29 protein-coding genes and 1 tRNA gene are annotated in these 26171 nt (G+C 68.5%); 16 read left to right on the forward strand and 14 right to left on the reverse strand.

The window, feature by feature from the left end:
- The first annotated feature begins 139 nt into the window (after nucleotides 1-139).
- The 4 genes from HBB12_RS13945 to HBB12_RS13960 all read left to right on the forward strand — a co-directional run bounded on the left by HBB12_RS13945 (nucleotide 140) and on the right by HBB12_RS13960 (nucleotide 3266).
- The gene (locus tag HBB12_RS13945; RefSeq protein WP_236989895.1) at nucleotides 140-1153 is read left to right on the forward strand and encodes a WD40 repeat domain-containing protein; all 1014 of its coding nucleotides are present in this window, start codon (nucleotides 140-142) and stop codon (nucleotides 1151-1153) included.
- 4 nt (nucleotides 1154-1157) lie between these two features.
- Entirely contained in the window at nucleotides 1158-1424 is a 267-nt protein-coding gene (locus HBB12_RS13950; RefSeq protein WP_236989896.1) for a hypothetical protein, read from the forward strand.
- A gap of 198 nt (nucleotides 1425-1622) precedes the next feature.
- Nucleotides 1623-1916 (forward strand): virulence factor, encoded by a 294-nt coding sequence (locus HBB12_RS13955; RefSeq protein WP_236989897.1) that lies wholly within the window; start codon nucleotides 1623-1625, stop codon nucleotides 1914-1916.
- Nucleotides 1917-2036: 120 nt separating this feature from the next.
- A complete protein-coding gene (locus tag HBB12_RS13960; RefSeq protein WP_236989898.1) occupies nucleotides 2037-3266 on the forward strand; it encodes a peptide ABC transporter permease in 1230 nt (409 codons plus the stop codon).
- On the opposite strand, the gene HBB12_RS13965 is transcribed toward HBB12_RS13960, so the two are convergent.
- From HBB12_RS13965 to argB, 5 genes are all read right to left on the reverse strand, one after another.
- Nucleotides 3190-3555 carry a hypothetical protein gene (locus HBB12_RS13965; RefSeq protein WP_236989899.1) on the reverse strand — a complete coding sequence of 122 codons (366 nt, stop codon included), beginning with the start codon at nucleotides 3553-3555 and terminating at the stop codon, nucleotides 3190-3192. The genes HBB12_RS13960 and HBB12_RS13965 overlap by 77 nt on opposite strands.
- A gap of 243 nt (nucleotides 3556-3798) precedes the next feature.
- Nucleotides 3799-4233, reverse strand: a complete 435-nt coding sequence (locus tag HBB12_RS13970) for a metallopeptidase family protein (RefSeq protein WP_236989900.1) — start codon at nucleotides 4231-4233, stop codon at nucleotides 3799-3801.
- Nucleotides 4234-4238: 5 nt separating this feature from the next.
- A complete protein-coding gene (locus HBB12_RS34285; RefSeq protein WP_272913270.1) occupies nucleotides 4239-4370 on the reverse strand; it encodes a hypothetical protein in 132 nt (43 codons plus the stop codon).
- Nucleotides 4367-5098 carry a pyrimidine 5'-nucleotidase gene (locus HBB12_RS13975; protein ID WP_236989901.1) on the reverse strand — a complete coding sequence of 244 codons (732 nt, stop codon included), beginning with the start codon at nucleotides 5096-5098 and terminating at the stop codon, nucleotides 4367-4369. Before HBB12_RS13975 ends, HBB12_RS34285 begins: the two co-directional genes overlap by 4 nt.
- 141 nt (nucleotides 5099-5239) lie before the next feature.
- The gene (gene argB, locus HBB12_RS13980; RefSeq protein WP_236989902.1) at nucleotides 5240-6178 is read right to left on the reverse strand and encodes an acetylglutamate kinase; all 939 of its coding nucleotides are present in this window, start codon (nucleotides 6176-6178) and stop codon (nucleotides 5240-5242) included.
- A gap of 260 nt (nucleotides 6179-6438) precedes the next feature.
- Here argB and HBB12_RS13985 point away from each other — a divergent pair, with 260 nt between their 5' ends.
- A complete protein-coding gene (locus tag HBB12_RS13985) occupies nucleotides 6439-6648 on the forward strand; it encodes a hypothetical protein (protein ID WP_236989903.1) in 210 nt (69 codons plus the stop codon).
- Between the two features lie 12 nt (nucleotides 6649-6660).
- Here HBB12_RS13985 and HBB12_RS13990 read toward each other — a convergent pair whose 3' ends face one another.
- On the reverse strand, nucleotides 6661-7440 hold the full coding sequence (locus HBB12_RS13990) for an MOSC domain-containing protein (RefSeq protein WP_236989904.1): 780 nt from the start codon (nucleotides 7438-7440) through the stop codon (nucleotides 6661-6663).
- 261 nt (nucleotides 7441-7701) lie between these two features.
- Between HBB12_RS13990 and clpB the strand changes: the two genes are divergently transcribed.
- Complete coding sequence (gene clpB, locus HBB12_RS13995) at nucleotides 7702-10341, forward strand: ATP-dependent chaperone ClpB (protein ID WP_236989905.1); 2640 nt, start codon at nucleotides 7702-7704, stop codon at nucleotides 10339-10341.
- Nucleotides 10342-10602: 261 nt separating this feature from the next.
- Here the strand turns inward: clpB and HBB12_RS14000 are convergent, their stop codons facing one another.
- The gene (locus HBB12_RS14000; protein WP_236989906.1) at nucleotides 10603-11307 is read right to left on the reverse strand and encodes a haloacid dehalogenase type II; all 705 of its coding nucleotides are present in this window, start codon (nucleotides 11305-11307) and stop codon (nucleotides 10603-10605) included.
- Between the two features lie 153 nt (nucleotides 11308-11460).
- On the opposite strand from HBB12_RS14000, the gene HBB12_RS14005 reads away from it, so the two are divergent.
- The gene (locus HBB12_RS14005; RefSeq protein ID WP_236989907.1) at nucleotides 11461-11679 is read left to right on the forward strand and encodes a hypothetical protein; all 219 of its coding nucleotides are present in this window, start codon (nucleotides 11461-11463) and stop codon (nucleotides 11677-11679) included.
- A 286-nt stretch (nucleotides 11680-11965) separates the two neighbouring features.
- Here the strand turns inward: HBB12_RS14005 and trpS are convergent, their stop codons facing one another.
- From trpS to HBB12_RS14025, 4 genes are all read right to left on the reverse strand, one after another.
- Nucleotides 11966-13006 (reverse strand): tryptophan--tRNA ligase, encoded by a 1041-nt coding sequence (gene trpS, locus HBB12_RS14010; protein WP_236989908.1) that lies wholly within the window; start codon nucleotides 13004-13006, stop codon nucleotides 11966-11968.
- Between the two features lie 89 nt (nucleotides 13007-13095).
- Nucleotides 13096-13830: an endonuclease III domain-containing protein gene (locus tag HBB12_RS14015; RefSeq protein ID WP_236989909.1), complete on the reverse strand. Its 735-nt coding sequence runs from the start codon at nucleotides 13828-13830 to the stop codon at nucleotides 13096-13098.
- A gap of 53 nt (nucleotides 13831-13883) precedes the next feature.
- Nucleotides 13884-14525 carry a septation protein A gene (locus HBB12_RS14020; RefSeq protein WP_236989910.1) on the reverse strand — a complete coding sequence of 214 codons (642 nt, stop codon included), beginning with the start codon at nucleotides 14523-14525 and terminating at the stop codon, nucleotides 13884-13886.
- Between the two features lie 166 nt (nucleotides 14526-14691).
- On the reverse strand, nucleotides 14692-14931 hold the full coding sequence (locus HBB12_RS14025; RefSeq protein ID WP_236989911.1) for a hypothetical protein: 240 nt from the start codon (nucleotides 14929-14931) through the stop codon (nucleotides 14692-14694).
- A 302-nt stretch (nucleotides 14932-15233) separates the two neighbouring features.
- On the opposite strand from HBB12_RS14025, the gene HBB12_RS14030 reads away from it, so the two are divergent.
- A complete protein-coding gene (locus HBB12_RS14030; RefSeq protein WP_236989912.1) occupies nucleotides 15234-15962 on the forward strand; it encodes an autoinducer binding domain-containing protein in 729 nt (242 codons plus the stop codon).
- On the opposite strand, the gene HBB12_RS14035 is transcribed toward HBB12_RS14030, so the two are convergent.
- Nucleotides 15959-17200 (reverse strand): IS110 family RNA-guided transposase, encoded by a 1242-nt coding sequence (locus HBB12_RS14035; protein ID WP_236987753.1) that lies wholly within the window; start codon nucleotides 17198-17200, stop codon nucleotides 15959-15961. The genes HBB12_RS14030 and HBB12_RS14035 overlap by 4 nt on opposite strands.
- A 237-nt stretch (nucleotides 17201-17437) precedes the next feature.
- The gene (locus HBB12_RS14040) at nucleotides 17438-18679 is read right to left on the reverse strand and encodes an IS110 family RNA-guided transposase (RefSeq protein ID WP_236987776.1); all 1242 of its coding nucleotides are present in this window, start codon (nucleotides 18677-18679) and stop codon (nucleotides 17438-17440) included.
- Nucleotides 18680-19196: 517 nt separating this feature from the next.
- Between HBB12_RS14040 and HBB12_RS14045 the strand changes: the two genes are divergently transcribed.
- Nucleotides 19197-19829 carry an acyl-homoserine-lactone synthase gene (locus tag HBB12_RS14045; protein ID WP_236989913.1) on the forward strand — a complete coding sequence of 211 codons (633 nt, stop codon included), beginning with the start codon at nucleotides 19197-19199 and terminating at the stop codon, nucleotides 19827-19829.
- Between the two features lie 369 nt (nucleotides 19830-20198).
- Here the strand turns inward: HBB12_RS14045 and HBB12_RS14050 are convergent, their stop codons facing one another.
- Nucleotides 20199-20636 carry a helix-turn-helix transcriptional regulator gene (locus HBB12_RS14050; protein ID WP_336886965.1) on the reverse strand — a complete coding sequence of 146 codons (438 nt, stop codon included), beginning with the start codon at nucleotides 20634-20636 and terminating at the stop codon, nucleotides 20199-20201.
- 88 nt (nucleotides 20637-20724) lie between these two features.
- Between HBB12_RS14050 and HBB12_RS14055 the strand changes: the two genes are divergently transcribed.
- From HBB12_RS14055 to HBB12_RS14085, 7 genes are all read left to right on the forward strand, one after another.
- Complete coding sequence (locus HBB12_RS14055; RefSeq protein WP_236989914.1) at nucleotides 20725-21468, forward strand: LuxR family transcriptional regulator; 744 nt, start codon at nucleotides 20725-20727, stop codon at nucleotides 21466-21468.
- 364 nt (nucleotides 21469-21832) lie between these two features.
- Nucleotides 21833-22561, forward strand: a complete 729-nt coding sequence (locus HBB12_RS14060; protein WP_236989915.1) for a helix-turn-helix transcriptional regulator — start codon at nucleotides 21833-21835, stop codon at nucleotides 22559-22561.
- Between the two features lie 66 nt (nucleotides 22562-22627).
- Complete coding sequence (locus HBB12_RS14065; protein ID WP_236989916.1) at nucleotides 22628-23248, forward strand: acyl-homoserine-lactone synthase; 621 nt, start codon at nucleotides 22628-22630, stop codon at nucleotides 23246-23248.
- A gap of 16 nt (nucleotides 23249-23264) precedes the next feature.
- Nucleotides 23265-23555, forward strand: coding sequence for a hypothetical protein (locus tag HBB12_RS14070; RefSeq protein ID WP_236989917.1), 291 nt, complete (start codon nucleotides 23265-23267; stop codon nucleotides 23553-23555).
- Between the two features lie 221 nt (nucleotides 23556-23776).
- A tRNA-Thr gene (locus HBB12_RS14075) sits at nucleotides 23777-23851 on the forward strand.
- 49 nt (nucleotides 23852-23900) lie between these two features.
- On the forward strand, nucleotides 23901-25007 hold the full coding sequence (locus HBB12_RS14080) for an alpha/beta hydrolase (RefSeq protein WP_236989918.1): 1107 nt from the start codon (nucleotides 23901-23903) through the stop codon (nucleotides 25005-25007).
- A gap of 9 nt (nucleotides 25008-25016) precedes the next feature.
- Nucleotides 25017-26018, forward strand: coding sequence for an asparaginase (locus HBB12_RS14085; RefSeq protein ID WP_236989919.1), 1002 nt, complete (start codon nucleotides 25017-25019; stop codon nucleotides 26016-26018).
- Nucleotides 26019-26171 lie beyond the last annotated feature (153 nt).

A 26171-nucleotide genomic window follows, 5' to 3' on the forward strand; every position in this document is an offset into this window, starting at 1 on the left:
TGAGCGAAGCCTTAACCCTGCGGGACGGGCGGTTAACCCGGGCGGGAACCGCGCCCGCCCTTGCGCGGACGGGCCCCGTGTGAGAGGCCCGGCCCAAAGATTCCAGGTTCACCGGGATCAGAGGTTCACAGGAAGAGCGATGAGCGCCACCGCCGCCCCCTCCCTCACCCAGCAGGTCACCGAGATCCCGGCCGGCGCCCATGTCATCGCGGCGCACTGGCTCGGCCGGCAGCTCGCCCTGGCGCTCGGCGACGGGGCGGTGCTCCTCGTCGCGGAAGGGGGCGAGGCCACCCGGGTCGAGGCCCACCCGGAGGCCGGCATCCTGGTCGCCGCGGGCGACGGCAAGCGCCTCGTCACCGGCGGCGACGACGGACGGGTGGTCGCGGTCAAGGCCGACGGGACCCTCGAGGAGGTCGCGACGGCCAAGGGCGGCGCCTGGATCGACGCGCTGGCCCTGCATCCGGACGGCGGCGTCGCCTATGCGGCCGGCAAGCGCGTCGTCGCCCGCGACGCCAAGGGCCGCGAAAAGCTTTTCGAGGCGCCCTCCACCGCCCGCGGCCTCGCCTTCGCGCCCAAGGGCTACCGCCTGGCGGTGGCGCATTACGGCGGCGCCTCCCTGTGGTACCCGAACCTCGACACCCCGCCCGAGGCCCTGACCTGGAAGGGCTCGCACATCGACGTGATCTGGTCGATGGATGGGCGCTTCGTCATCACGACGATGCAGGAGAACGCCCTGCACGGCTGGCGCCTCCAGCCCGATCGCGGCCACATGCGGATGACCGGCTACCCGGCCAAGGTGCGCTCCACCGCCTGGTCGTCCGACGGCGACTGGCTGGCGACGAGCGGCGCCGAGGCGGTGATCGTCTGGCCGTTCGATTCCAAGGAAGGCCCGACCGGCAAGGCGCCGCGGGAATGCGGCGTGCGCCCGGCCCGGGTCTCGCGGGTGGCGTTCCACCCCAAGGCCCCGGTCCTGGCGGCGGGCTACGAGGATGGCTGCGTGCTGCTCATCCGCTTCACTGACGCCTCCGAGCTGCTGGTGCGTCCCGCGGTGCGGGGCAGCGCCGTGACGGCGATGAGCTGGCATTCGGGCGGCGAGCACCTCGCCTTCGGCTGCGCCGACGGCCAGGCCGGTCTCCTCAGCCTGCCGCGCTGACGCGATGAACCTCCTCGGCGCCTTCCGGAAGCGCCCCTCGCCGGATGCGGCGGCGCGAGCCCGGGTGGCCGAGATCGCCCGCCGCCTCGGCGGCTTCGACCCCGAGGTGACGCTCGCCGTCAACGAGATTTCTTGCGCCGATCCGGCCTGCCCGGGCACCGAGACGGTGATCCTGGTCATGGTCCCCGGCGCCCGCTCGCGCGCCTGCAAGGTGGCAAAGCCCCTGGAGTCGGTGACGGAGGAGGACGTGGCGGCGGCTTTGGACGGCTGATCCATCGCCTTCACAAAGGCGCGGGAACCGTCCAGATTCCATCCGAGGGACGTCCGGGTGGTTCCGGGCGGTCGTCTCGGCGAGGCTGGCAGCAGAGCGATGAAGACCCGACGCCCGAAACGCCGCTTGCCGCAAGGTCATGAGGCCGATACTCTCCCGCCCAGGCACATTCCGAATCGGCCGGCATGGAGCAGGCGGGTGTATGCGATCTGCTTCGATCTTGATACCGAGACGCTGAAGACTCAATACCATAACTCGTCCTGGCAGAATGGTTACCAGGACATCGCCCGGGTGCTGGAGCGCCACGGCTTCGATCGGCAGCAGGGCAGCGTCTATTTTGGCAACGACCAGGTCGACCCGGTGCGGTGCGTCCTGGCGATCCAGGACGTGGCGCGGGAATGCCCCTGGTTCCGGGCCGCCGTGGTCGACGTCCGGATGCTGCGGATCGAGGAGAACAACGACCTTTTACCGGCGCTCCAGCCGCTCCCCTGACGCGCCTCTCGCGCCGCGCCCTTCCTCAGTGTTGCGCCCCATCTACAGCGCAGGGACCGCCCTCTCGACTAGGAGGGGAGGGAACGGCGCCCTTTGGCGCCGTCATCCGGATTGGCCGCCATGCCGCGCGCGACGTCGCACACCCCCGATCCCGCCGTCGATGCGGCGGCGCTTCTGCGCCGCCTCGCCTTCTTCGGCCTGACGCTGGTGATCCCGGTCACCGCCCTGGTGTCGCGGCGCAGCGTGGTGATCCTGGCGCCGATCGGCATCGCGCTGCTCATCATCGCCGCCCTCCTCGACGGGGTTCAGCGTCCCCTCGGAGCGGGGCTTGCGCGGCTCGGAGGCGCCCGGGCGATCCTGGCCGGCGCGCTGCTGCTGGGCTGGTGCGCCCTGTCGCTGGTCTGGACGCCGTTCCCCGGCCCGGCGAGCGAACGCCTGCTCAACCTCGCTGCCACGGTCGGCCTGACGGTGGCGGGCTACCTCGCCCTGCCGGACCGGATGCGCTCGGCCAACCTCTACCTCCTGCCCCTCGGCGTCGGGGCGGCGGCGATCGGGGCGGTGCTGCTCGGGCTGTTCAGCGGCGCCTCGCTGCGCGGCGGCTTCGAGGACGACAGCTCGCTCGAACGCGGCGCGATGCTGCTCGCCCTGCTGGTCTGGCCCGCCGCCGCCTGGCTACGCTCGCGCCGGCGCGACATGGAGGCGCTCGGCCTCGCCGTGGTGGTGGCGCTCGCGCTGGTGCTCGCCCCCGGGCCGGTGCCGCTGCTGGCGCTCGCCTGCGGGGCGGCGGCCTTCGCGCTCTCGGCCTGGCGCCAGGGCCTCGGCGTGCGGGTCACGGCGGGCGTCGCGGCCGGCCTCGTCGCCCTGGCGCCGCTCCTGCCGTTCCTGCTGCGGCCGGTGCTGACGCCTCTGCTCGGACCGCTCCACCCGACGATCCTGACCCTCAAGGCCTGGCAGCGGGTGGTGACGACCGAGCCCCTGCGGCTCATCACCGGTCACGGCCTTGAGACGGCGATCCGCGGCAAGGTGATCGGCATGCTGCCGGCCAACGCCCCGGCCTCGCTGCTGTTCGAGATCTGGTACGAGCTCGGGATCGTCGGCGCCTTCGCGGCGGCCTTCGTCCTGTGGAGCGGCATCCGCCATTCCGGCCGCGAGCATCCGGTGCTGACCCCGGGGGCCATGGCCACCGCCGCCACCGCCTTCGCCTCCGCCTGCCTCGGTATCGGCACCACCGCGAGCTGGTGGTTCACCAGCGTCACCGTGGTGGTGCTGGTCTTCATCGCCGTGGAGCGGGGCCAATTCCGCACCAGCCGGCCGAAGGCGAGTGCCCTGCCGCCGCGCAGCGCGGCTTGACCTGGAGGATGGCAGCCGCGCAGCGCGGCGTGACGCCGGCCGCGTGCTGGCGAAGCCAGGAGCGGGCCTCGTCGAGGCTCCGGAAGGGGCGGGGGCGCGGCGCCTCGGCGACCCGCCCGAACCCGGCCTCCAGGAACCAGTGCCGGCCTACTCCCTCCTCCTCGTGCAGGTCCGGATCGAGATGGGTCAGGACGCCGATCAGGGCGCCGTTGCGATAGGCCAGGAGGCCGTCGCGGTCGGCGCTGCCGGTATCGACGCGCACCGGGTCGAGGATGATCGTTGCGTTCATTGCAGCACCATTCGCCTGAGCGGCGCCCGGCCGCCTCGCGGCCGAGACCGGCTCCGAATTGTCGAGGTCGCCGCATGATCTGCCGTTTCCCGGCGCCGCCATTGAGGGTGCGCTCGGGCCCGTCATCGGTCGGGTTCATGCGGATGCTTCAGCGTAGTCGCACTGGCGAGCAATCCGTATTGTTTTCGCCGTATCGGGCGCAACAATCTGCCGATATCGAGGGCGATCTCGCGATAAAGGGAATTAGCCGTCCGTCGCAGCCGCCTCGATCGCCGTCATGTCGTCGTCGGAGAGGCCGAAATGATGGCCGATCTCATGCACTAGCACGTGCGCGACGAGATGGCCCAAGGTTTCGTCGTGTTCGGCCCAGTAATCGAGCAGCGGACGGCGGTAGAGCCAGACCATGTTGGGAAACTGCCCGGTGGCGAGGTTCAGGACGCCGCCGCCCTGCGCCAGGCCGGTGCCGCGGAACAGGCCGAGGAGGTCGAACTCGCTCTCGCAGCCCATCTCCTCCAGGGTCTCGTCGTCGGGAAACTCGTCGACCCGGATCACCACCCCCTCGCATAAGGCGCGGAACGCCTCCGGCAGGCGCGCGAAGGCGGCCTCGGCCAAGGCCTCGATGGCGGCGAGGTCGGGGGCGCGGCGGGCGCTCCAGTCGGCGTCGGGCGTCTCTGTCATCGGTGTCACCAGACCTGCAATTGCCGGCCGAGCCAGTAGGCCAGACCCGCGAGCGCCACGACACCCAGGCCGCGGCCGATGCGCCGGCCCCAGATCTCGGCCGGGTCGTGCGCGTCGCGATCCTCCGGCGGGCTCACGCCGCCAGCACCGGGGCGACCCGGTCGGTCAGGAAACCCGCGAGGTCGTTGGTGATGTGGTCGATATGGGGCGCGCGCACCGCCTCCTGCTCGAAGGTCTCGCGGAACGGGTCGATGGTGCGGGGCACCACAAGCACCGTCGCCATGCCGAGATCGTGCGGGACGACGAGGTTCTTGGCGATGTCCTCGAACAGCGCCGAGCGGGTCGGGTCGACGCCGTGGCGGTTCAGGAACTTCTCGTAGGCGCTACGCTCGGGCTTCGGCACGAAATCGGCCGCCGCGATATCGAACACGTCCTCGAAATGGTCGAGGATGCCGAGCTTCGCCGCCACGTTCTCGGCGTGCCGGCGCGACCCGTTGGTGAGGATCAGCTTGCGGCCCGGCAATCCCTCGATCGCCACGCCGAGACCCGGATCGAGCGCGATGCTCGAATGGTCGATGTCGTGGGCGAAGTCGAGGAACTCGTAGGGGTCGATCTTCCACTCGGCCATCAGCGCGCGCAAAGTCGTGCCGTAGCGGTGGTAGAAATATTTCTGCAAGGCCCGCGCCGAGATCCCGTCGAGCCCGAACAGGTTCATCACGTAGAGGGTGATGCGCTCGTCGACCTGCGGCCAGACGCGGGCGTCGTGGGGATAGAGCGTGTTGTCGAGGTCGAACACCCAGGTGTCGATCCCGGAAAAGCCGCGGGCCTGAGGCGCGGTGAGGTGGCTCTCGCCTGGCAGGAGCAAGGGACGATCCGGAGACGGGGGCCCCACGGCCCCGGGCGCCTAGATTAAGCGAGGCGGGGCGGAAGGGAAGATGAAAGAAGGGAAGGACGGGTCGGGCGGCCGTGAGGTCGGCCGCCCGGTCTTGCGATCGTCGGGCGGGCGTCAGGACCGGCGGATCAGCGTGCCGGCGCCGTAATCGGTGAACAGCTCGAGCAGCACCGCGTGCGGCACCTTGCCGTCGAGGATGACCACCGCCTCGACGCCCTGCTCCAGGGCGTAGATGCAGGTCTCGATCTTCGGGATCATGCCGGCGGTGATGGTCCCGTCGGCGATGAGCCGGCGGCAATCCTCGATCGACAGTTCCGGGATCAGCTTCTTGTTCTTGTCGAGCACGCCCGGCACGTCGGTGAGGAGCAGCAGGCGCTTGGCCCGCATCGCCCCGGCGATCGCCCCCGCGAAGGTGTCGGCGTTGACGTTGTAGGTCTGGTTGTCGGCGCCGACCGCCACCGGTGCGAGGACCGGGATCAGTTCGGCCTTCAGCACCGCGTCGAGCACCGTGCGGTCGACGTGCTCGGGCTCGCCGACGAGGCCGAGATCGACGTGGCGCTCGATGTGGGAATCGGGATCGGTCACCGTGCGGGCGGCGCGGCGCGCCCGCACCATGTTGCCGTCCTTGCCGCACAGGCCGATCGCCTTGCCGCCCTCGGCCGAGATCCAGCCGACGATCTGCTTGTTGATCGAGCCGGCCAAGACCATCTCGACCACCTCGACGGTGGCCTCGTCGGTGACGCGCAGGCCCTCGCGGAACTCGGACTTGATGCCGAGCCGGTCGAGCATGCGGCCGATCTGCGGCCCGCCGCCATGGACCACCACGGGCTTGAGGCCCGATTGCTCGAGGAGCACGATGTCCTCGGCGAAATCCTCCGCCGCGGCGCGGTCGCCCATGGCGTGGCCGCCATACTTGATGACCACGACCTCCTCGTCGTAGCGCTGCATGTGCGGCAGCGCCTGGACCAGCACCTCGGCCCGCACGTGAACGTTGGGTAGCTGGACGTCGGGCTGCTGGGCGTTGGGCGCTTTGTCCGCTCCGGAATCGCTCATCGTGGCGGGTTTCCTCTCGCAAGGTCGGGCCGCGGCACTCTCGCGGCGCGCGGTCGGCGCGGGGTTCTAAGCATCATCGCGCGGCGTGTCACACCGAAATCTCACGCGCGGACTTCGACGCGACGGCCGCTCCCCTCGGGTCGCCGGGTTCTGGCGGCGGCCCGCGACGGTTCGATGACGGCGCCGGAGACCGGCCACGCTTTACCCCTGCTTAACCACGATCCGAGCATCCTGTGGACGGTCCACCGGATCTCCCAACGATGCGCCTCGCCGATTCGCTCCTGCCGCGTCCCGCCCTCACCAACCCGTCGCTGCTGGCCGCGACCGTCTCCTCGCTGAGCCGCCGCGCCGCCAGCCGCCAGGATCTCTGGCGCCTGCTGACCGACAGCTACACGGTCGACCTCGACGAGGTGGCGGCGGTGCTGCCGCGCCAGGAGCCGGAACCGGACTGGCTGCCGACGAAGCGCTGAGCGCCCGCCGCCTCAGCCTGCCACCATCCGCAGCACGTCCCCCGCCCGAATCTCACCCCGCTCGACCACCTCGGCATAGATCCCGCAATCGGCATGGCCGAGGGTCTTCTGCAGTGCCCCCGGAATCGCCAGATCCCGCTCGCCCGTGACCGGGTCGACGTTGGTGGCGGCGCAGCGCACGATGCGCTTCGTCACCTTCAGGCGCAGACCCGCCTCCGTGGCGAGTTCCGTCCCGACGAGGTCGAGTTCGGCGAAGGCGGGGAGGCCGGTGACGTGGAGGTTGCCGCGGAAGCGCAGGGGATCGACCGGTGCCCCGACCATGTCCTCGACCGCCGCTACGCTCGCCAGGTTGATGAGCGAGAGGAAGCCACTGCGCGAATCGGTGAAGCGGTAGCCGTCCGGCGCCGTCAGCACCTTCGGCGGGCCGCGCAGCTCCTTGGGGAGGTAACGGCGGAAGAACACCTCGACGGCGAGCCGTCCCTCGCGCGTCGCGAGGTCGCCGTGCGCAACCTCCCGGTCGCCCTCGCGGATCGTCAGCACGCCGCTCGCGTCGTCGAACCGCGTGGTCAGCCGGGCCAGTGCCTCGTTGCGCATCAGCATCAGGTACTTGATCTTCGGCTGATGCACCGGCGTAGCGGGATCGAAGCCGCTCGGGCCGTTCTCGATCGCGAACAGCCGGTCGCCCGGGAAGTAGCCGCCGGCCGTCAGCGCCGCCCGCGTCAGGGCCTCGGGCGAGAGACCCTTCACCGGGTAGCGGTGGAGGGCGGTGACGGTCAGGGCGGGACTGCTCATGCCCCCTGCCTAGCCGGATTCGCCGCGCGTGGGAATCGGACCCGGATGGCGCCCGTCGAGGCATCCGCACACCGCATGTCTCGTGACCGCAAATTCGAGGGCGCGCCCCTTGTGTTACCGATATGTCACACCACATGGGGGAGGCCGGTCGCTTCCAAGAAGGGCCGGCGCCCGGCGCGCGGCAGACGCGCGAGGGCGAACCCGCGGTCCCCCATCGCCTCGTCGAGAGGGCGGGAGGACCGGCCAAGGAGGAGCGAACGCATGAACTTCGAGAAATACACCGAGCGGGCGCGGGGCTTCGTGCAATCGGCGCAGTCGCTGGCCCTGCGCGAGGGCCATCCGCAGCTGTCGCCCGGCCACGTGCTGAAGGTGCTGCTCGACGATCCCGAGGGCTTGTGCGCCGGCCTGATCGACCGGGCCGGCGGCCAGTCGCGCGTGGCGCTGGCCCAGACCGAGGCGTGGCTTTCCAAGCAGCCGAAGGTCTCGGGCGGCGCCTCGCAGCCGCAGGCGACCCGCGAGCTGATGCGCCTGTTCGACACCGCCGAGAAAGCCGCCGAGAAGGCGGGCGATTCCTACGTCACCGTGGAGCGCCTGCTGCTGGCGCTCGCCGTCGAGAAGGAGTCCGAGGCGGGCAAGATTCTGGCTTCGGCCGGCGTCACCGCGGCCTCGCTCAACGGCGCCATCAATGCGCTCCGCAAGGGCCGCACCGCCGACAACGCCACGGCCGAGAATGCCTACGACGCGCTGAAGAAATATGCCCGCGACCTCACCGAGGCGGCCCGCGACGGCAAGCTCGACCCGGTGATCGGCCGCGACGAGGAGATCCGCCGCACCATCCAGGTGCTGTCGCGGCGCACCAAGAACAATCCCGTGCTCATCGGCGAGCCCGGCGTCGGCAAGACCGCCATCGTCGAGGGTCTGGCCTTGCGCATCGTCAACGGCGACGTGCCGGAATCGCTTCGCGACAAGCAATTGCTCGCCCTCGACATGGGCGCGCTGATCGCCGGTGCGAAGTATCGCGGCGAGTTCGAGGAGCGGCTCAAAGGGGTGCTGTCCGAGGTGACGGCGGCGGAAGGCCAGATCATCCTGTTCATCGACGAGATGCACACGCTGGTCGGCGCCGGCAAGGCGGACGGGGCGATGGATGCCTCGAACCTGTTGAAGCCCGCGCTCGCCCGCGGCGAATTGCATTGCGTCGGCGCGACCACGCTCGACGAGTACCGCAAGCACGTCGAGAAGGATGCAGCGCTCGCCCGGCGCTTCCAGCCGGTCTTCGTCTCGGAGCCGACCGTCGAGGATACGGTGTCGATCCTGCGCGGGATCAAGGAGAAGTACGAGCAGCACCACAAGGTGCGGATCCAGGATTCGGCGCTCGTGGCGGCCGCGACCCTGTCCAACCGCTACATCACCGACCGCTTCCTGCCCGACAAGGCGATCGACCTCGTCGACGAGGCGGCCTCGCGCCTGCGCATGCAGGTCGACTCGAAGCCCGAGGAACTCGACAACATCGATCGTGAGATCGTGCGCCTCAAGATCGAGGGCGAGGCCCTGAAGAAGGAAACCGATTCCGCCTCCCGTGATCGCCTGCAGCGGCTGGAGAAGGAACTCGGCGACCTCGAGGAGCAGTCGGCGGCGATCACCGCGCGCTGGAAATCCGAGAAGGACAAGCTCGGCCGGGCCGCGGAGCTGAAGACGAAGCTCGACGCGGCGAGGAACGAACTCGCGGCGGCGCAGCGGCAGGGCCAGTACCAGAAGGCGGGCGAGCTCGCCTACGGCATCATTCCGGGGCTCGAGCGGGAACTCGCCGAGATCGAGGCCCGCGGTGCCGACGGCTCGCGCGGCAACGGCTCGGGCATGATGGAGGAGGCGGTGACGCCGAGCCATATCGCCGGGGTCGTGTCGCGCTGGACCGGCGTGCCGGTCGACAAGATGCTGGAGGGCGAGCGCGAGAAGCTGCTCGGGATGGAGGCGGCGCTCGGAAAGCGCGTCGTCGGCCAGACCGAGGCGGTGGTGGCGGTGGCCACCGCCGTGCGTCGCGCCCGCGCCGGGTTGCAGGATCCGCACCGGCCGATCGGCTCGTTCATGTTCCTCGGCCCCACCGGCGTCGGCAAGACCGAGCTGACCAAGGCGCTCGCCGGCTTCCTGTTCGACGACGACACGGCGCTCGTGCGCATCGACATGTCGGAATACATGGAAAAGCATGCGGTCGCCCGCCTGATCGGCGCGCCTCCGGGCTATGTCGGCTACGAGGAGGGTGGCGCGCTGACCGAAGCCGTGCGGCGCCGGCCCTACCAGGTCGTGCTGTTCGACGAGGTCGAGAAGGCGCATCCGGACGTGTTCAACGTCCTGCTGCAGGTCCTCGACGATGGCCGGCTCACCGACGGGCAGGGGCGGACGGTCGATTTTCGCAACACGCTGATCGTCATGACGTCGAATCTCGGCTCGGAATACCTGGTCAACCAGCCGGAGGGCCAGGATACCGACGTGGTGCGCGACGACGTGATGAACGTGGTCCGTTCGCACTTCCGGCCGGAATTCCTGAACCGGGTCGACGAGATCATCCTGTTCCACCGCCTGCAGCGGCAGGAGATGGGGGCGATCGTCGACATCCAGCTCGGGCGCCTGGCCAAGCTCCTGGAGGATCGCAAGATCACCCTCGACATCGAGCCCGACGCCCGCGCCTGGCTCGCCGAGAAGGGCTACGACTCGGCCTATGGCGCGCGCCCGCTGAAGCGCGTGATCCAGAAGGCGGTGCAGGACCCGCTCGCCGAGCAGATCCTGGCCGGCAAGGTCCATGACGGCGAGACGGTGCCGGTGCGCCTCGGCCCCGCCGGGCTGTTCATCGGCGACCAGTCGGTGTCGCCGGACGAGCGGCGGCCGGCGCATGCTCTGCTGAACTGAGGACGATAGGGCCCGCCTCCTCGAAGGAGGCGGGCCTTTCCTGCAAGGCCTGTCCGACGGACCGATAGCATTTCATCCCACTCGCGGCCTCATCCTGAGGTGCGACTGTAAGGAGCCTCGAAGGAGGGCTCCCGATGCCGCTGCGATCCCTGGGGCCCTCCTTCGAGGTCAGTCCATCTCTGATGAACTGACACCTCAGGACGAGGTCGTGGGTTGGAATGAGGCTTACTGCGTCGCGGTCGCCGACAATCGAGCGGCTCCTCAGCAGCCGAGCTGCCGCGCCAGATCCGCCAGGTCCGACGCCGCGACATCCACCGGAACCAGGGGCGCCGGCTCGCCGGTGCCCGGGCCGCTCTCGCCGGGCCGCGCGACGTGTGCGGTGGCAAGCCCGCAAGACGCGGCCGCCGCGAGATCGGAGGAATGGGCCGCCACCATCATCACCTCGGCCGGCTCGCACCGCAAAGCCTCGACGGCGCGGAGATAGACGGCGGGCTTCGGCTTGTAGTCCTGGGCGAACTCGGCCCCGAGCACCGCGTCCCAGGGCAGACGGTTGCGGCGCGCATGCGCGATGGCGAGCCGCACATGGGCGTTCGAGCAGGGCGCCAGCAGGTATCGTTCGCGCAACCGGGCAAGCGCGTCCGGCACCTCCGGCCAGGCATCGAGCCGGTGCCAGGCGAGGACCAGTTCGCGGCGTGCCTCGGGCGGCACCGCCTCGCCGAGGGTGAGGCCGGTGAGCACGCCCTCCAGGCTCTCGGCATGCAGCGTGTCGAGGTCGGTATACGGCCGGGCACCCTGGCGGATCGGCTCCATGCCGGGCTGGTAGCGGTCGCGCCAGGCCCGGGCGAAGGCGGGACCGTCGAGATCCGGCCGGAACGGGCCTAAGATCCGCGCCGCCTCCCGGGCGACGCCGCCATGCCAGTCGAGCAGGGTGCCGAAGACGTCGAAGATGAGGGCCTGGATCGCCATGCGGGCCGCCTCCCGGATTTGGATTCGTGTCGCTCCGGGTTATCGGCCCTGTGGCCCACGCTTCAAGACCGCCCATCACCATCGGGTGAGCGGGGCCGGCACGGGGCCTGTATCCGGCGGAAATTTACCATCTGTTAACGACGCCGGCAGAGCATGCCCGGCATGTCGAGTCACCGCAAATCACCCCCGAATCCGAAGCACGACACGGCTCCGCGCAACACCATCCTGCGCGACGAGATAGACAACCTGCGACAAAAGATGCGTTCCCGGCCGACGATGATCGAGGAATGGGCGCAGGAGATGCAGCGGGATGATTCTGCCGAGGCCGCCGTATCGCGGCTGACACGGCTGAAAGCCAGCGGCAAGATGTAAGAATGATTGTGTGCGACTGCACGCGAGCATGGTGTCCGCGGGATGATTTTCCCGCAACAGTGCGTGTGGCCGTTTCCTGCACGGGAGATGCCCGCGGAAGGGCAGGCTGAATTGTCAGATACCCGACATCAAGCCTGATTATTCAGTTCGATATTCGACAAACATTGCCGGTGGCGCTACCTCCGCGCACCGGCCTGTCCGTCGGTCCTGCAATCCAGGCGTCGTCCCGGGCTCCGCTGTTGCGGCCCCGGAACGATCGGGCACGTGACGGCTCTGGCGGGGGCGCTCAGCGCCGGCGCACGAACCCGACGATGTCCTTCACCGCCGCGATGTTGGGAGCGGCAATGGCCTCCGCCCGGGCGGCGCCGTCGGCGAGCACCGCATCGATGTGGCCCGGATCGGCGACGAGGCGCTTCATCTCGGCGCCGATCGGCCCGAGCTTGGCCACGGCCAGGTCGACCAGTGCGCCCTTGAAGGCCGAGAACTGCGCGCCGCCATACTCGCGCAGCACGTCCTCGCGGCTCACGTCGTTGAGCGCCGCGAAGATGCCCACGAGGTTGTCGGCCTCCGGCCGCTTCTCGAGGCCGGCGATCTCGGAGGGGAGGGGCTCGGCGTCGGTCTTGGCCTTGCGCACCTTCGTGGCGATGCCGTCGGAATCGTCGGTGAGGTTGATGCGCGAATAATCGGACGGGTCCGACTTCGACATCTTCTTGGTGCCGTCGCGCAAGCTCATCACCCGGGCGGCGGGCCCGCCGATCAGCGGCTCGGTGATCGGGAAGAACGCCTCGCCGTGGCCCTGCTCGGCGATGGCGCCGGCGAAGTCGTTGTTGAACTTCTGGGCGATGTCGCGGGTCAGTTCGAGATGCTGCTTCTGGTCCTCGCCCACCGGCACGTGGGTGGCGCGGTAGGCCAGGATGTCGGCGGCCATCAGGACAGGATAGTCGTAGAGGCCGATGCTGGCATTCTCGCGGTCCTTGCCGGCCTTCTCCTTGAACTGCGTCATGCGGTTGAGCCAGCCGAGGCGGGCGACGCAGTTGAAGATCCAGGCCAGTTCCGCGTGCTGCGGCACCTGGCTCTGGTTGAACACCACCGAGCGGGCCGGATCGATGCCGGCGGCCAGGAAGGCCGCGGTGACTTCGCGGATCTGCCGCGTCAGCTCGGCCGGGTCCTGCCAGACCGTGATCGCGTGCAGGTCGACGACGCAGTACAGGCACTCGAACTGCGCCTGCATGGCGACGAAGCGCTTGATCGCGCCGAGATAGTTGCCGAGGTGCAGGTTTCCGGTCGGCTGGACGCCGGAGAAGACCAGTTCCTTGAACGCGGGCATCGTGATCGTGGTCCCTTGGCCGAGGGCTGTCACATTCCCGCGGGCGCGGCGTTCTGGACCGTTCCGGCAGGGGGGTCAAGCAGGAGGAATCAGGGGTGCAGGGCAGCCGTTTCCCGCGTCGCCCGCGCGCCCGTCCTCGCCTGTCCGGTGGGGCAGAGATCGAGCACGGCGCATTGCCCGCAGGCCGGGTTGCGGTGGAAGCAGCAGCGCTGCCCGTGCAGCATCAGCACCTCGTGGTTGTCGTAGAGCTTTTGCGCGTCCCAGTCCGCCGGCAGCTGCGCCCGTAAGGCGGCGTGGGAGGGGCCGACATCGACCTTCGGGCCGATCAGTCCGGTGCGCTGCGCCACCCGGTGATGATGGCTGTCGACGGGGAGCGCCGGCATCCGCAACGCGCTGAACGACAGGACCGCCGCGCTGGTCTTCGGCCCGATGCCGGGAATCGCCTCGAGCCAGGCCCGCGCCTCGGCCACCGGCATCTCGCGCAAGAAGCCGAGATCGAGGCTCCCGGCCCGCTCCTGCACCGCGCGCAAAACCGCCTGGATCCGCGGCGCCTTCAATTCCGGCCAGGTCACGCCTGAGATCAGCGCCTGCACCTCCTCGGTCGGCGCGGCGATGAGCGAATCCCAGTCGTCGAAGCGCGCCCGCAGCGCCTTGAAGGCGCGGCCGGACTCGGCGTTGCGGGTCCGGTGCGACAGGAGCGAGGAGATCAGCTCGCTCACCGGGTCGAGGTCGTGGAAATAAGCGATCGGGCAGCCATAGACCCCGCACAGGCGGCGGTGGATCATCAGGGCCTTCTCGGTGAGGTCGGTCGGGGCGGGGCTCATGACGGGGTGAATCGCCGATACCCTGCACCCGTTCCGCCTGCGGCACCGCGTCCCTATGCTTGACCGGACCCTTGGCCGGATCCTGACTTGGTTTCGTCCTTCTTGCGCTCGTAGCGCAGCAGCAGGGGAGTCTGGGCAAGGGCGAAGACGATGGTGAGCGGCATGATGCCGAACACCTTGAAGCTGACCCAGAAATCCGTGGTCTGGGTGCGCCACACCACCTCGTTCACTGCGGCGAGGAAGAAGAAGAACAGGCCCCAGCGGAAGGTGAGCTTGCGCCAGCCCTCCTGGGTGAGGTCGAACACGCTGTCGAGCACCAGGGCCAGCAACGGCCGGCCGAAGGCGAGGCCGCCGAGCAGCACCGCCCCGAACAGGCTGTTCACGATGGTCGGCTTGAGCTTGATGAACACCTCGTCGCGCAGGAGCAGCGTCAGGCCGCCGAACACCACCACGACGACGCCGGAGACCAGCGGCATGATCGGCAGGCGCCGCACCCAGACGTAATGGACCGCCAGCGCCACCAGGGTCGCGGCGATGAACAGCCCGGTTGCCACGAACAGGCGCTGGTCGGCGGCAAAGCCGAATTTTTCCGCATAGGCGTTGCCGAGGAAGAAGACCCCGAGGGGGCCGAGTTCCAGGGCGAGCTTGGCAAGCGGCGGCAGGTGGGTCTGCGGCGGGACGGCTTCGATGGGCATGGGGCGGGGGCGACGCTCCTGATTGCGCGCCGAAAGAGGCGGCTCCTCCCGCGCAGGTGGGACCGCACGGTCCCCCACGCAACGGGAGGCGAGCCCATAGACCGGCGGAGCCGATCCATCCATCCCCCGGCGACCTCGCGAGAGGCCGCTTGCGAGACCCCTCGGCCTATTGCGCCTCCGCCTCGGACCGAAGCGCGGCGGTGCGGCGGCGTTCGCAGGCGACCTTCAGGTAGGTCTCGCGTCCGCGCACGAAGCCGCTCTGCGCCGCCAGGGTCTCGCCCTGCATCAGGCAGGTGACGGGCGAGGGGGCCGGCGCCACCGCGACGTCGAGCGCCGTCTCGCGGGAGCAGTCCGGCGCGGCCAGGGTGCTGGCGCAGACCAGGGCAACGGTGAGGAATTCCGCCATGCCACCTCCGTCGGCCGCTCGCGCTACGGGTCGGGCGCAGGTCCGGGCCGGACGGGTTGCTCGCGCCGTACCGGTCCGGCGGAGCGATTCGCGTGCCAGGACCGGACCAAGGTCGAACACCGCGGCATTATGTTGCAGCGCAACATCCGGCCCGGGCCCGGGACCGTGGCGCGGCGGTCCATCCTCGCCCAGTCTTCCCGCCTCGGCCGACCTGCCCCTACGGCGCGCGCATTGCGATTTGACTCATGTACTGCCGCATCCAGCTATAAGAATTGCGTCGTGATCTTTGCTAAGAGGCAGACATGTCACGTAAACAGCTTGACACAACCCTTGATTTCTTGAAGTCCATCGACGGTGCCGGCAACCCTCTGGATGTGTGTCGGCGACTTCTTCCATTGCTCGACCGTTTGGGAATACAGAATTTCATGGCCGGAACAATTCCCCATCCGGGGGCCAATAAGCGGCAGCAATTATCGAATGTGCTGATCGATTTCTGGCCGCGGGAATGGACCGAAAGATATTTTGCGAAAAACTACATCGCCCGCGACCCGGCCATTCGGCACCTGATGACGCAGACGGGCGATTTTCGCTGGGACGAATTGCAACCCCTGTGCAGAGCCGACACGACGGCCCAGCGGATCATGGACGAGGCCGCGGATTTTCGCCTGCGCCAAGGCATCACGATCCCGTTGCTGACGATCGAGGGCGACGTTGCGGGATTTTCCTTTGCGGGAGAGAACCTGGACATCTCCCCGGAAGACTTGGGCATGCTGCGCCTCGTCGCGACCTACGCGTTCGGCCGCCTGCTCCTGATCCGCGAAACGCCCGGCACGGGCGTATCCCTGGCTCCGCGCGAGAAGGAGGCGCTGCAATGGGCGTCGGAGGGCAAGAGCGAATGGGAGATCGGCATGATCATGGGCATCTCCGAGCACGGTGCGGACAAGCACCTGCGCAATGCCCGCGCGAAGCTCGGCGTGTCGAGCCGGGTCCATGCCGTCGCCCAGGGCATCCGGCTCGGACTGATCGTCTAAATAGAAACTGGCTCTACGGGTTTGATTTCGCACGCAAATCCAAGGCGCTCGATCTGCCGCACGAGCGCCTTGGCGCGGATGGTCGGGGCCGCCTTGCGGCCGTGATCAGGCCCGGGATCGACGTAAGCCGTGCCGGCCTTGAGCATGTGATAGATCGCGGTCAACATCGAAGCGGCGACCGCGCAGATCGCCTTCTTGGGGCCGCGCCGGCCGCGCAAGCGCTGGAACTGCGCCCTGATGTAGCTCGCCTTCTTGCGCACTCCGGCCCAGGCGGCCTGCACCAAGGCCGTCTTGAGCCAGGGCGCGCCCTTGCGCAGCCGCGTCGAGCGCCGCTTGCCCGCGCTCTCGTCGTTCCTCGGGCACAGCCCGGCCCAGGAGATCAGATGGCCGGCGGTCGGGAAGCGGCTCATGTCGGGGCCGATCTCGGAGAGGATCACCTGCGCGGTGAGGTCACTGATGCCCGGGATCGTCACCAGCAGCTTCACCGCTTCCCGGAAAGGGCCGAGGTCGCGCTCCACCTGCGCGTCGATCTCCGCGATCGCTCGCCCCAACCCGTCGTACTGGCGTAGATGCACACCGAGCAGGAAACGGTGGTGATCCCCGATCCGGCCCGTGAGCGCGGCCCGGATCGCCTCGGGCGCCGCCTTCACCCGCGGGCTGACCAGCGCCTGCAGCCCAGCCGGATCGCGCTCGCCCTTGACCAGCGCGTCGAGCACGGCGCGACCGGACTGGCCCATGATGTCGGTGAGCACCGAGGCGAGCTTGAGGTTGGCCTCCTCGAGGGTCTTCTGGATGCGCTGGACGTGGCTGGCCTGCTCGCGGACCAGTTGCTTGCGGGTGCGCAGCAGGTCGCGCATCGCCTGGGTCTGGGCCTCGGGCACGAAGCTGGCGCGGATCAGGCCGTGGGCGAGCAGGTCGGAGAGCCAAACCGCGTCGGCGACGTCGGTCTTGCGGCCGGGCACGTTCTTGACATGGGCGGCATTGGCCAGGATCAGGGTGCGGCTGTCGGCGTCGAGGACCTGCCAGACCGGGCGCCAGTAGATGCCGGTCGCCTCCATGGCGACATGGGTGCAGGCGTGCTCGTCGAGCCAGGCGGAGAGGTCGAGCAGAGCGGGCGTGGTGGTGGCAAACGTACGCACCTCACGCTGAACCTCGCTGCTCTCGGCCAGACGGATGGCTGCGACGACGGTGTCCTTGTGAACATCGAGGGCGGCGCAGCGGGGGTAGAGGACCTCCATCACGATCTCCTTGCCGTCAGGCCGCCGGCGCAGGCTCCCGTGAGATCAAATCTAAATGACGCGCTCCGGGGCTGGCCCGAGGACCGGCCCGTGACGCAAGCGAGGGGACTGAAGAGGAGCCCGGATCCAACTGATACGCGGGGTCTGGCACACCAAAGACGAACCGATCTCTCCGCCGACGGCAAGTCCACTCTGCCATATGTTTCATCCGCAAGGGACCGCGAAGCCGGTGACGAACTAAATAGAAACTGGCTCTACGGGTTTGATTTCGCACGCAAATCCAAGGCGCTCGATCTGCCGCACGAGCGCCTTGGCGCGGATGGTCGGGGCCGCCTTGCGGCCGTGATCAGGCCCGGGATCGACGTAAGCCGTGCCGGCCTTGAGCATGTGATAGATCGCGGTCAACATCGAAGCGGCGACCGCGCAGATCGCCTTCTTGGGGCCGCGCCGGCCGCGCAAGCGCTGGAACTGCGCCCTGATGTAGCTCGCCTTCTTGCGCACTCCGGCCCAGGCGGCCTGCACCAAGGCCGTCTTGAGCCAGGGCGCGCCCTTGCGCAGCCGCGTCGAGCGCCGCTTGCCCGCGCTCTCGTCGTTCCTCGGGCACAGCCCGGCCCAGGAGATCAGATGGCCGGCGGTCGGGAAGCGGCTCATGTCGGGGCCGATCTCGGAGAGGATCACCTGCGCGGTGAGGTCACTGATGCCCGGGATCGTCACCAGCAGCTTCACCGCTTCCCGGAAAGGGCCGAGGTCGCGCTCCACCTGCGCGTCGATCTCCGCGATCGCTCGCCCCAACCCGTCGTACTGGCGTAGATGCACACCGAGCAGGAAACGGTGGTGATCCCCGATCCGGCCCGTGAGCGCGGCCCGGATCGCCTCGGGCGCCGCCTTCACCCGCGGGCTGACCAGCGCCTGCAGCCCAGCCGGATCGCGCTCGCCCTTGACCAGCGCGTCGAGCACGGCGCGACCGGACTGGCCCATGATGTCGGTGAGCACCGAGGCGAGCTTGAGGTTGGCCTCCTCGAGGGTCTTCTGGATGCGCTGGACGTGGCTGGCCTGCTCGCGGACCAGTTGCTTGCGGGTGCGCAGCAGGTCGCGCATCGCCTGGGTCTGAGCCTCGGGCACGAAGCTGGCGCGGATCAGGCCGTGGGCGAGCAGGTCGGAGAGCCAGACCGCGTCGGCGACGTCGGTCTTGCGGCCGGGCACGTTCTTGACATGGGCGGCATTGGCCAGGATCAGGGTGCGGCTGTCGGCGTCGAGGACCTGCCAGACCGGGCGCCAGTAGATGCCGGTCGCCTCCATGGCGACATGGGTGCAGGCGTGCTCGTCGAGCCAGGCGGAGAGGTCGAGCAGAGCGGGCGTGGTGGTGGCAAACGTACGCACCTCACGCTGAACCTCGCTGCTCTCGGCCAGACGGATGGCTGCGACGACGGTGTCCTTGTGAACATCGAGGGCGGCGCAGCGGGGGTAGAGGACCTTCATCACGATCTCCTTGCCGTCAGGCCGCCGGCGCAGGCTCCCGTGAGATCAAATCTAAATGACGCGCTCCGGGGCTGGCCCGAGGACCGGCCCGTGACGCAAGCGAGGGGACTGAAGAGGAGCCCGGATCCAACTGATACGCGGGGTCTGGCACACCAAAGACGAACCGATCTCTCCGCCGACGGCAAGTCCACTCTGCCATATGTTTCATCCGCAAGGGACCGCGAAGCCGGTGACGAACTGATACGAAATCCGGAAGAACACTTCTGGATTTCGTATCACCAGCCCGCGCGGCGCGTGAGCGAAGCCGATTTCCGCATCGCGAAGCGATCAGTCGGAAATCGTATGATGCGGTTTTCGGACGATCCGTTCGGAAACCGTATCGGCAAGCCCGCGCGGTGGAGTCGGTGGCTCCACACGCTTGAGCGATGCGGAACCCGTACGACAAGGTACGCGATCGCGTACTGCCGGGTCTCGGTGCCGGATGCTGAAATGGTGTTGCCATTTCAGGAAAGTCGCCATGATCTCCATCGTCACCGCCGCCAATATCCGCAGCTTTGCATCCGAGATGGAGCAGGCCTATCGCCTGAGACATCAGGTCTTCGTCACCGAGATGGGATGGAAGGACATCGAGAGGCCGGATGGACGGGAAATCGACCAGTTCGACGACCAGCATGCCGTGCACATGCTGGCGACGGACCGGGGCGAGGTGCTGGGCTACCAGCGGATGCTGCCGACGACCCGGCCGTACCTGCTGACGGAGGTGCTGCCGCAACTCTGTGACGGGCCGGCACCGCGGGGCCCGCACATCTGGGAATGGACGCGCTACTGCGTCAAGCAGGGGCATCGCGACCGCGGCCGGATGCTGAGCCCGATCGGCAGCGCGTTGCTGACGGGAATCGTGGAATGGGGGCTCGCCAGCGGGGTCGATCAGATCGTCATCGAGATGAACCCGTTGTGGCTCCTCCGGCTGGTACAACTGCATTTCCGGGTCACGCCCCTCGGCATTCCCCAGATCGTCGGCACCCAGGAAACCGTCGCGGTGACCGCCGCCTTCGACGAGCGGACGCTGGAGCGCCTGCGGACCGTGCGCGGCAGCGAGGCTCCGGTGATCCGGGACGACGTCCTCACGGACCGGCGGCTCTTCGGCTAGAGCATTTTCCGACGAAGTGGATGCCGGTTCGTCGCAGAAAACGCGAAAAAACAAAGACTTGGAGAGCTTCGCGATTGCAGCGCGATCGTGAAGCGCTCTAAACAGGCTTCGCAAAAGTGGCCGCCGCTTTTGCGATAAAAGCCCGCGACAAAACAGGAATCCAGCCCTGTTTGGAGCACTTTTCGACGACGTGGGCGCCGGTTCGTCGCGGACGAAGCGGCAGAACCGGAGACCGATCGCAGCATGATCGGGCGATGACCAGGGTCGATGGATCACGTCACGCCGTCAGGGGGATGTCGTTCGCGACATTCCCCCGATGGCGCTTGCCCCCGATGGCGCTCGCCCCCGATGGCGCTTGCCTGAACGCGCTCACCCTTCGGGTCCATCCCGCTCCGCCTCCGCGCCCTGCGCCGCGAGGGAGAGGATCAGCCGCGCCACCCGCATCCGGACCTCGGGCGGCGTGATCCGCCGGAAGGCTGCCAGGATCGCCTGCTCGTCCGGCAGCGGCGCATCGTCCTGCGCGGCCTCCAGCCCGACCCGGCCGATTTCCGTTGGAATGAAGATCGAATCGATCGGGCATCGCAGGATCGAGCAGATCTTCCAGAGCAATCCTGCGCTGATATGGTCCTGACCAAGCTCGTATTTCATGATCTGGTGATCCGATACGCCGACAAGGTCGCCGAGTTTCAGTCGATATATTCCGCGATCCAGTCGGAAGGCGCGAATTTTTCTTCCTATTGCGCGTTTCGTTGCGAGGTCGTCGAAAAATATGTTGTCGCCGCTCGATTTTCCATTCCCCGCACGAATATGCTAATATCTCTCGGTCGACAAAATATGGCGCAACCAAAGCTCATATCATATTCCGCAGCAGACGATAATCAAGGCGCCGGGAGTCATGACCAATTTCACCCAGATCAGTTTTGACCTGCTTTCGGCAATAAAACAAAGTTCCGACGCGGATCAGGTTTGCGCGATACTTGAGCATGCTTCGCACATTTTTGGATACGAGACGTTCGTCGTCGCCGGGGCGCCACTGAAATCTCAGGACAACCTGCAGGACCGGCTGACGCTCGGGCGGCTGCCGGCACGATGGTCCGAGCGCTACGGGGAATGCGGCTACATCCACCACGATCCCGTCGTCGCGCATGCGCGGCGGATGAACGGGCTGTTCCGGTGGTCGGACGCGCCCGTCGGCCGCGACGAGCGCCTGGCCCGGACCATCATGGGGGAGGCCTCCGAGATCGGATTGCGGGACGGATACTGCATTCCGATCCAGGACCTGACGTGTACGCGGATCGTGTCGTTCGGCGGTGCGCATCTCGACCTGCCGGACCAGGCCTTGTCCGGGCTGCACATGCTGGCCATCTACGCCGACCTCGCCGTCCGTGATCTCGCCGTCCGGGTGCCGGCCGCGACGCGGCAGCGCGCGCTCGCCCCGGGATCGCCGCGCTGCTCGCCGCGCGAGATCGAGTGCATCAAGTGGGCCGCCGCCGGCAAGACCGGCTGGGAGACCTCCGAGATCCTGTCGCTGTCGCACCGCACCGTCGAGAGCTACCTGAACACGGCGGCGCAGAAGCTGGGAGCGACCAACCGCGCCCATCTCGTGGCGCAGGCCCTGCGCCACGGAATCATCGATTGACGGGGATCGTCGGCTGAGCCGGCGATCGTAGAATCACGGGGTATCGCAACCGCCGACGAATGCCGTACCCCGCTCCGCGGAGGAGGGGCGGCGGCGGTCACGGTCGTCGACGCGGACAACAACCGTCGGAGCACCCCCTCCCGCATGCCCTGTGCCGGTTTCGGCATCGCGTCTTCGTCGAGACCACGGGGTGGCGAGATCATGATGTCGGAAGCATGCCGCAGGCCGGTTGGACGAGCGCGTGCCTCCTCCAGCCCGTTCGGGCAGGCCGCATTGCCGACGAGATCGCGCGCGCTTCTCACGATGGAGTTCGCGGCGGACAATCTATCTTGCGTTCCTCCAAGGGAGATGGGACGGCCGAGCCATGACACGCAGAACGCTTGATACCACGCTCGCATTTCTTCGCGCGCTTGATCGAGCCGCCAGCCCGCAAGATGTCGGGACTCTCCTGCGTCAGGAGCTCTCCGAATACGGAGTCGAGCACATGCTGGCCGGCATGATCCCCAGTCCAGGCGCTTCCGCCGGGCGCCAGTATGGGCACGTCCTTCTCGACGGCATGCCGCCGGCCTGGATCAAGCGATACGCTGCCAAAGGTTATATTTACCGCGACGCGACAGTACGCCGGCTCTGCTTCGATCAGGAGCCGTTCACCTGGTCGTCGGCCGTGGAGCGGTATGCCGATGATCCGATGGCGGTGCGGATCATGCACGAGGCCGCCGACCATGGCGCACGCGCGGGCCTGACCATCCCGCTGCTCACCCTTGATGCCAGCCTCGCGGCATGCAGCGTCTCCGGACGCCACTTCGACGTGCCTCCCGACAAGGTCGGCACCGTGCAACTCATCGCCACCTACGCGGCCGCGCGCCTGATGCTGCTGCGCGGGTCGGAATCGGTCGAGGTTCGGTTGACCGATCGCGAGCGCGAGGTGCTGCAATGGGCGGCAGACGGAAAGACGGCCTGGGAGACGGGTGAGATATTGGCAGTCTCGTCGAAGACGGTGGAGCATCACCTGTCGACATCGCGCCAGAAGCTCCGTGCGCTGAACGGCGTTCAAGCCGTCGCCAACGCGCTTCGGCAGGGACTCATTCATTAGGGGATTTCCCAATACACGGCCGTTGCGCAAAATGAATATTTCCCCAGTGTCGCTGGGGAAATGCCAATGATCCATGCCGTGGATGCTGCGAACATTCATCAATACAGATGCGAAATGGAGGCCGTGTGGCGGCTCAGACATCAAGTATTTGTCGAGGAAATGGGCTGGAGATATCTTGATCGTCCCGACGGGCGCGAGATCGACCAATTCGATACGCCTGCCGCCGTCCATCTCTTGGCGATCGATGACGGCCAAGTGATCGGATACAGCCGTTTGGTGCCGACCATTGGTCCGCATTTGTTGTCGGAAGTGTTTCCGCACGTCTGCGAGGAGATTCCACGAGGGCCTCACGTCTGGGAGTGGACCCGGCAGGCCGTCGCTCCATCCCATCGCGCCCGCGGCACGTCCCGCCTGGTCACGATGCGGCTGTTGGCCGGCATCGTCGAATGGGGGATGGCGAATGGCGTATCGAGCGTGACGACGCTGATGCCGATGTCGTATCTGGGACCCTTTCTCGACGCGCATTTCCGCGTCGTTCCGCTCGGCTTGCCGACCGAGATCGATGGGAAGCGCACGCTGGCGGGGCAGGCCCATTTCGACGCCCGCACCATCCGCCGGCTCGGCGAGATGCGGGGCGATCCGACACCCGTGCTCGTCCACCGTCCCGCACCGGCTCTGGTGGCGTGAAGGATTTCAACCGGCCATGACCCAGCGCCCCCTCCCGTCCGTCGACGACGTCGCCGCGATGCTGCCCGGGCTCGTCCGGGCCCTCGGGCTCATCGTCGATCAGACGGAACCCCTCGTCGAGCTTTCCCGCCGGGCGACCAACCTGCCCGAAGAGACGGCGGACAGGATGTCCGACATCGGCCACGCGTTGACGGAGCAGGCCCACCTCCTGATGCGCGAGGCGGCCGAGCGCCGGCAGTCCGGGCCGGGCCGCATCGCCCTCAAGGCTGCCTCCGGTGTGGAGACGGGCGAGACGTCCGGCGGCTAAGCGGATTTCGCAAAAGTCGCCACCGGTTTTGCGGAAAAAATCTGCGACAAAACAAGGATCTAAGCGGACGAAGCGTTGGTCTGCCGACGCAAGGCTGCTTAGGCCGGTCGCCCGGCTCGGCGGACCCGAGTTTTGTGCCTTGACGAGACGCGCGCAAACGCGGTTTATGTCGCCCCGGATGTCCGCGATTTGCCAGCCATGGCAGATATTTGCGCCGTCCAGCCGGTGTAGCACAGCGGTAGTGCAGCGGTTTTGTAAACCGAAGGTCGGGGGTTCGATCCCCTCCGCCGGCACCATTCATCCCGGACAAGGCCGCTCGGGCGGCGCCCCATCGGTCGAGGCGCGATGATGCCGTCCTTCCGCATCCGCCAGCTCCTGATCGCGGTGCCCCTCCTGCTCGCGGCGTCGGTCGGCCGACCCGAGGCCGCCGACGGTGCGGGCCGGCACCACAGGCCCGTCGCGGTCCTCGCCGACCGGAGCCTTGCGGTGGCGCCGGGCGCGCGTCTGCCGCTCTTCGCCTCCGCCGACCTGGAGGGGCGCCACCCGGAGGTGACCCGGGCGGTGATCGTGCTCCATGGCCGCCTGCGCGACGCCGCGACCTATTTCGAGACCGGCCTGTCCGCCCGGGAGGCCGCCGGCCCGGCGGGCGAGGGCACGCTGATCGTGGCGCCGCAATTCCTCAGCCGCACCGACTGGGAGGCCTACGACCTGCCGCAGGACGTGCTGCGCTGGACGCGCGAGGGCTGGGAGGGCGGGGACGACGCGCTCGGGCCCAATCTTCCCGGATCTCATCTTCCCGGTTCCAAGCCCCTCAGTTCCTTCGATGCCCTCGACGCGATCCTGGCCCGCCTCGGCGACCGGACCCGCTTCCCGAACCTGTCGCGCATCGTCGTCGCCGGGCATTCCGGCGGCGGGCAGGTGGCGCAGCGCTACGCCGTCCTGTCCCGGGCCGGCGACGCCCTGGCGCGGCAGGGCGTGCGCGTGAGCTATATCGTCGCCAATCCGAGCAGCTATGCCTATTTCACCCCCGAGCGGCCGGGCCCGACCGCCGGTTGCCCCGGCTACGACCGCTGGAAATACGGCGTGCAGGATCTGCCGCGCTACGCCGCCGGGGCCGACCCCGGGGCGCTCGAGGCGGCCTACGTCGCCCGGCCGGTGACCTACCTGCTCGGCGGCCTGGACACCGACCCGGACCACCCGGCCCTCGACAAGAGCTGCATGGCCGAGGCGCAGGGGCCGTTCCGGCTCGCCCGCGGCGAGTTCTACCGGGCGGCCCTGAAGGCGCGCCATCCCGACCTGCGGCAACCCCTCCACGTGGTGCCGGGCGTCGGCCATAGCGGTCGGCGGATGCTCGGCTCGGCCTGCGGCCTCTCGGCCCTGTTCGATATGCCGGGCTGCGGCAACGAGGCTGGCCCGGTTCGTGCCAGCCGGAGCGGCACACACACGAGGTAATCCAGCAGAATGACCGCACTCCCCAAGGTCGCCTTCATCGGGACCGGCGGCACCCTCTCGTCGGTGGGCCGCGATACCCTCGACATCCTCGACTACACCGCCACCGGCCGACGCCTGGAGGCGGAGGAGATTCTTGGCCGGGTGCCGGAGGCCGCCACCGTCGCCGAGGTGGTGCCGGTGCGCTTCCGGGCGGTGACGAGCCCCGGGATCGGCTTCTCGGACTGGCGCGAGCTGGTCCTGATCTGCGAGCGCCTGGTGGCGGAGCATCCGGACCTCGCCGGCATCGTGATCGGGCACGGCACCGCCACCCTGGAGGAGACCGCCTACGCGCTGAGCCTCACCCTCACGGTCGCGGTGCCGGTGGTGGTGGTGGGCTCGCAGCGGCCGATCAGCGCCCTGTCGAGCGATGCCCCCCTCAACCTCGTCGCCGCCCTGCGGACCGCTGCCGCGCCGGAATCCCGCGGGCGGGGCGTGCTGGTGGTGCTCAACGACGAGATCCAGGCCGCCCGCGAGGTGACCAAGACCTCGGTCGCTCGGCTCCAGACCTTCCGGACACCGGATTTCGGCGTGCTCGGCCAGGTCGACGGGCCGCATGTGCGCTACTACCGCAGGTCCGAGCGCCGTCATGCCCCCGGGACGCCGTTCGACATCCGGGGCCTCGACGCCCTGCCGCGGGTCGATATCTCCTATGCTTACGCCGATGCCGACGGCACGGCGGTGCGGGCCTTCGCGCATGCCGGCGCACGGGGCATCGTCTCGGCCGGGCTCGCTCCCGGCATGACCCCGCCGGCGGAGGCCGAGGCCCTGAGGGAGGCGGTCGCCGCCGGCCTCGCCGTGGTGCAATCGACCCGCGCCGGCAGCGGCGTGGTGCCGGACACCGAGCGGCTGGCCGAACTCGGCATCCTCAGCGCCGACAACCTGACGCCGCAGAAGGCCCGCATCCTCCTGGCGCTGGCCCTCACGACGACGCGCGACCCTGCGACGCTGCGGGAGATCTTCGCGACCTATTGAGGCGCCGGCGCCCAGGCGCGACGGCCTATCCCGTCCGGCGATTGCCAGGCGAGCCGACGCTGCTCTAGGGTCTCGACGCTAGGCCCGACGACTGCCCCCGCGGGTCGGGCCGGCGGCAGGTCGGGCCGGCGCAGTCTGAACATCTCCGTCAGC

The organism is Methylobacterium sp. SyP6R (genome assembly GCF_019216885.1).
Classification (GTDB): domain Bacteria; phylum Pseudomonadota; class Alphaproteobacteria; order Rhizobiales; family Beijerinckiaceae; genus Methylobacterium.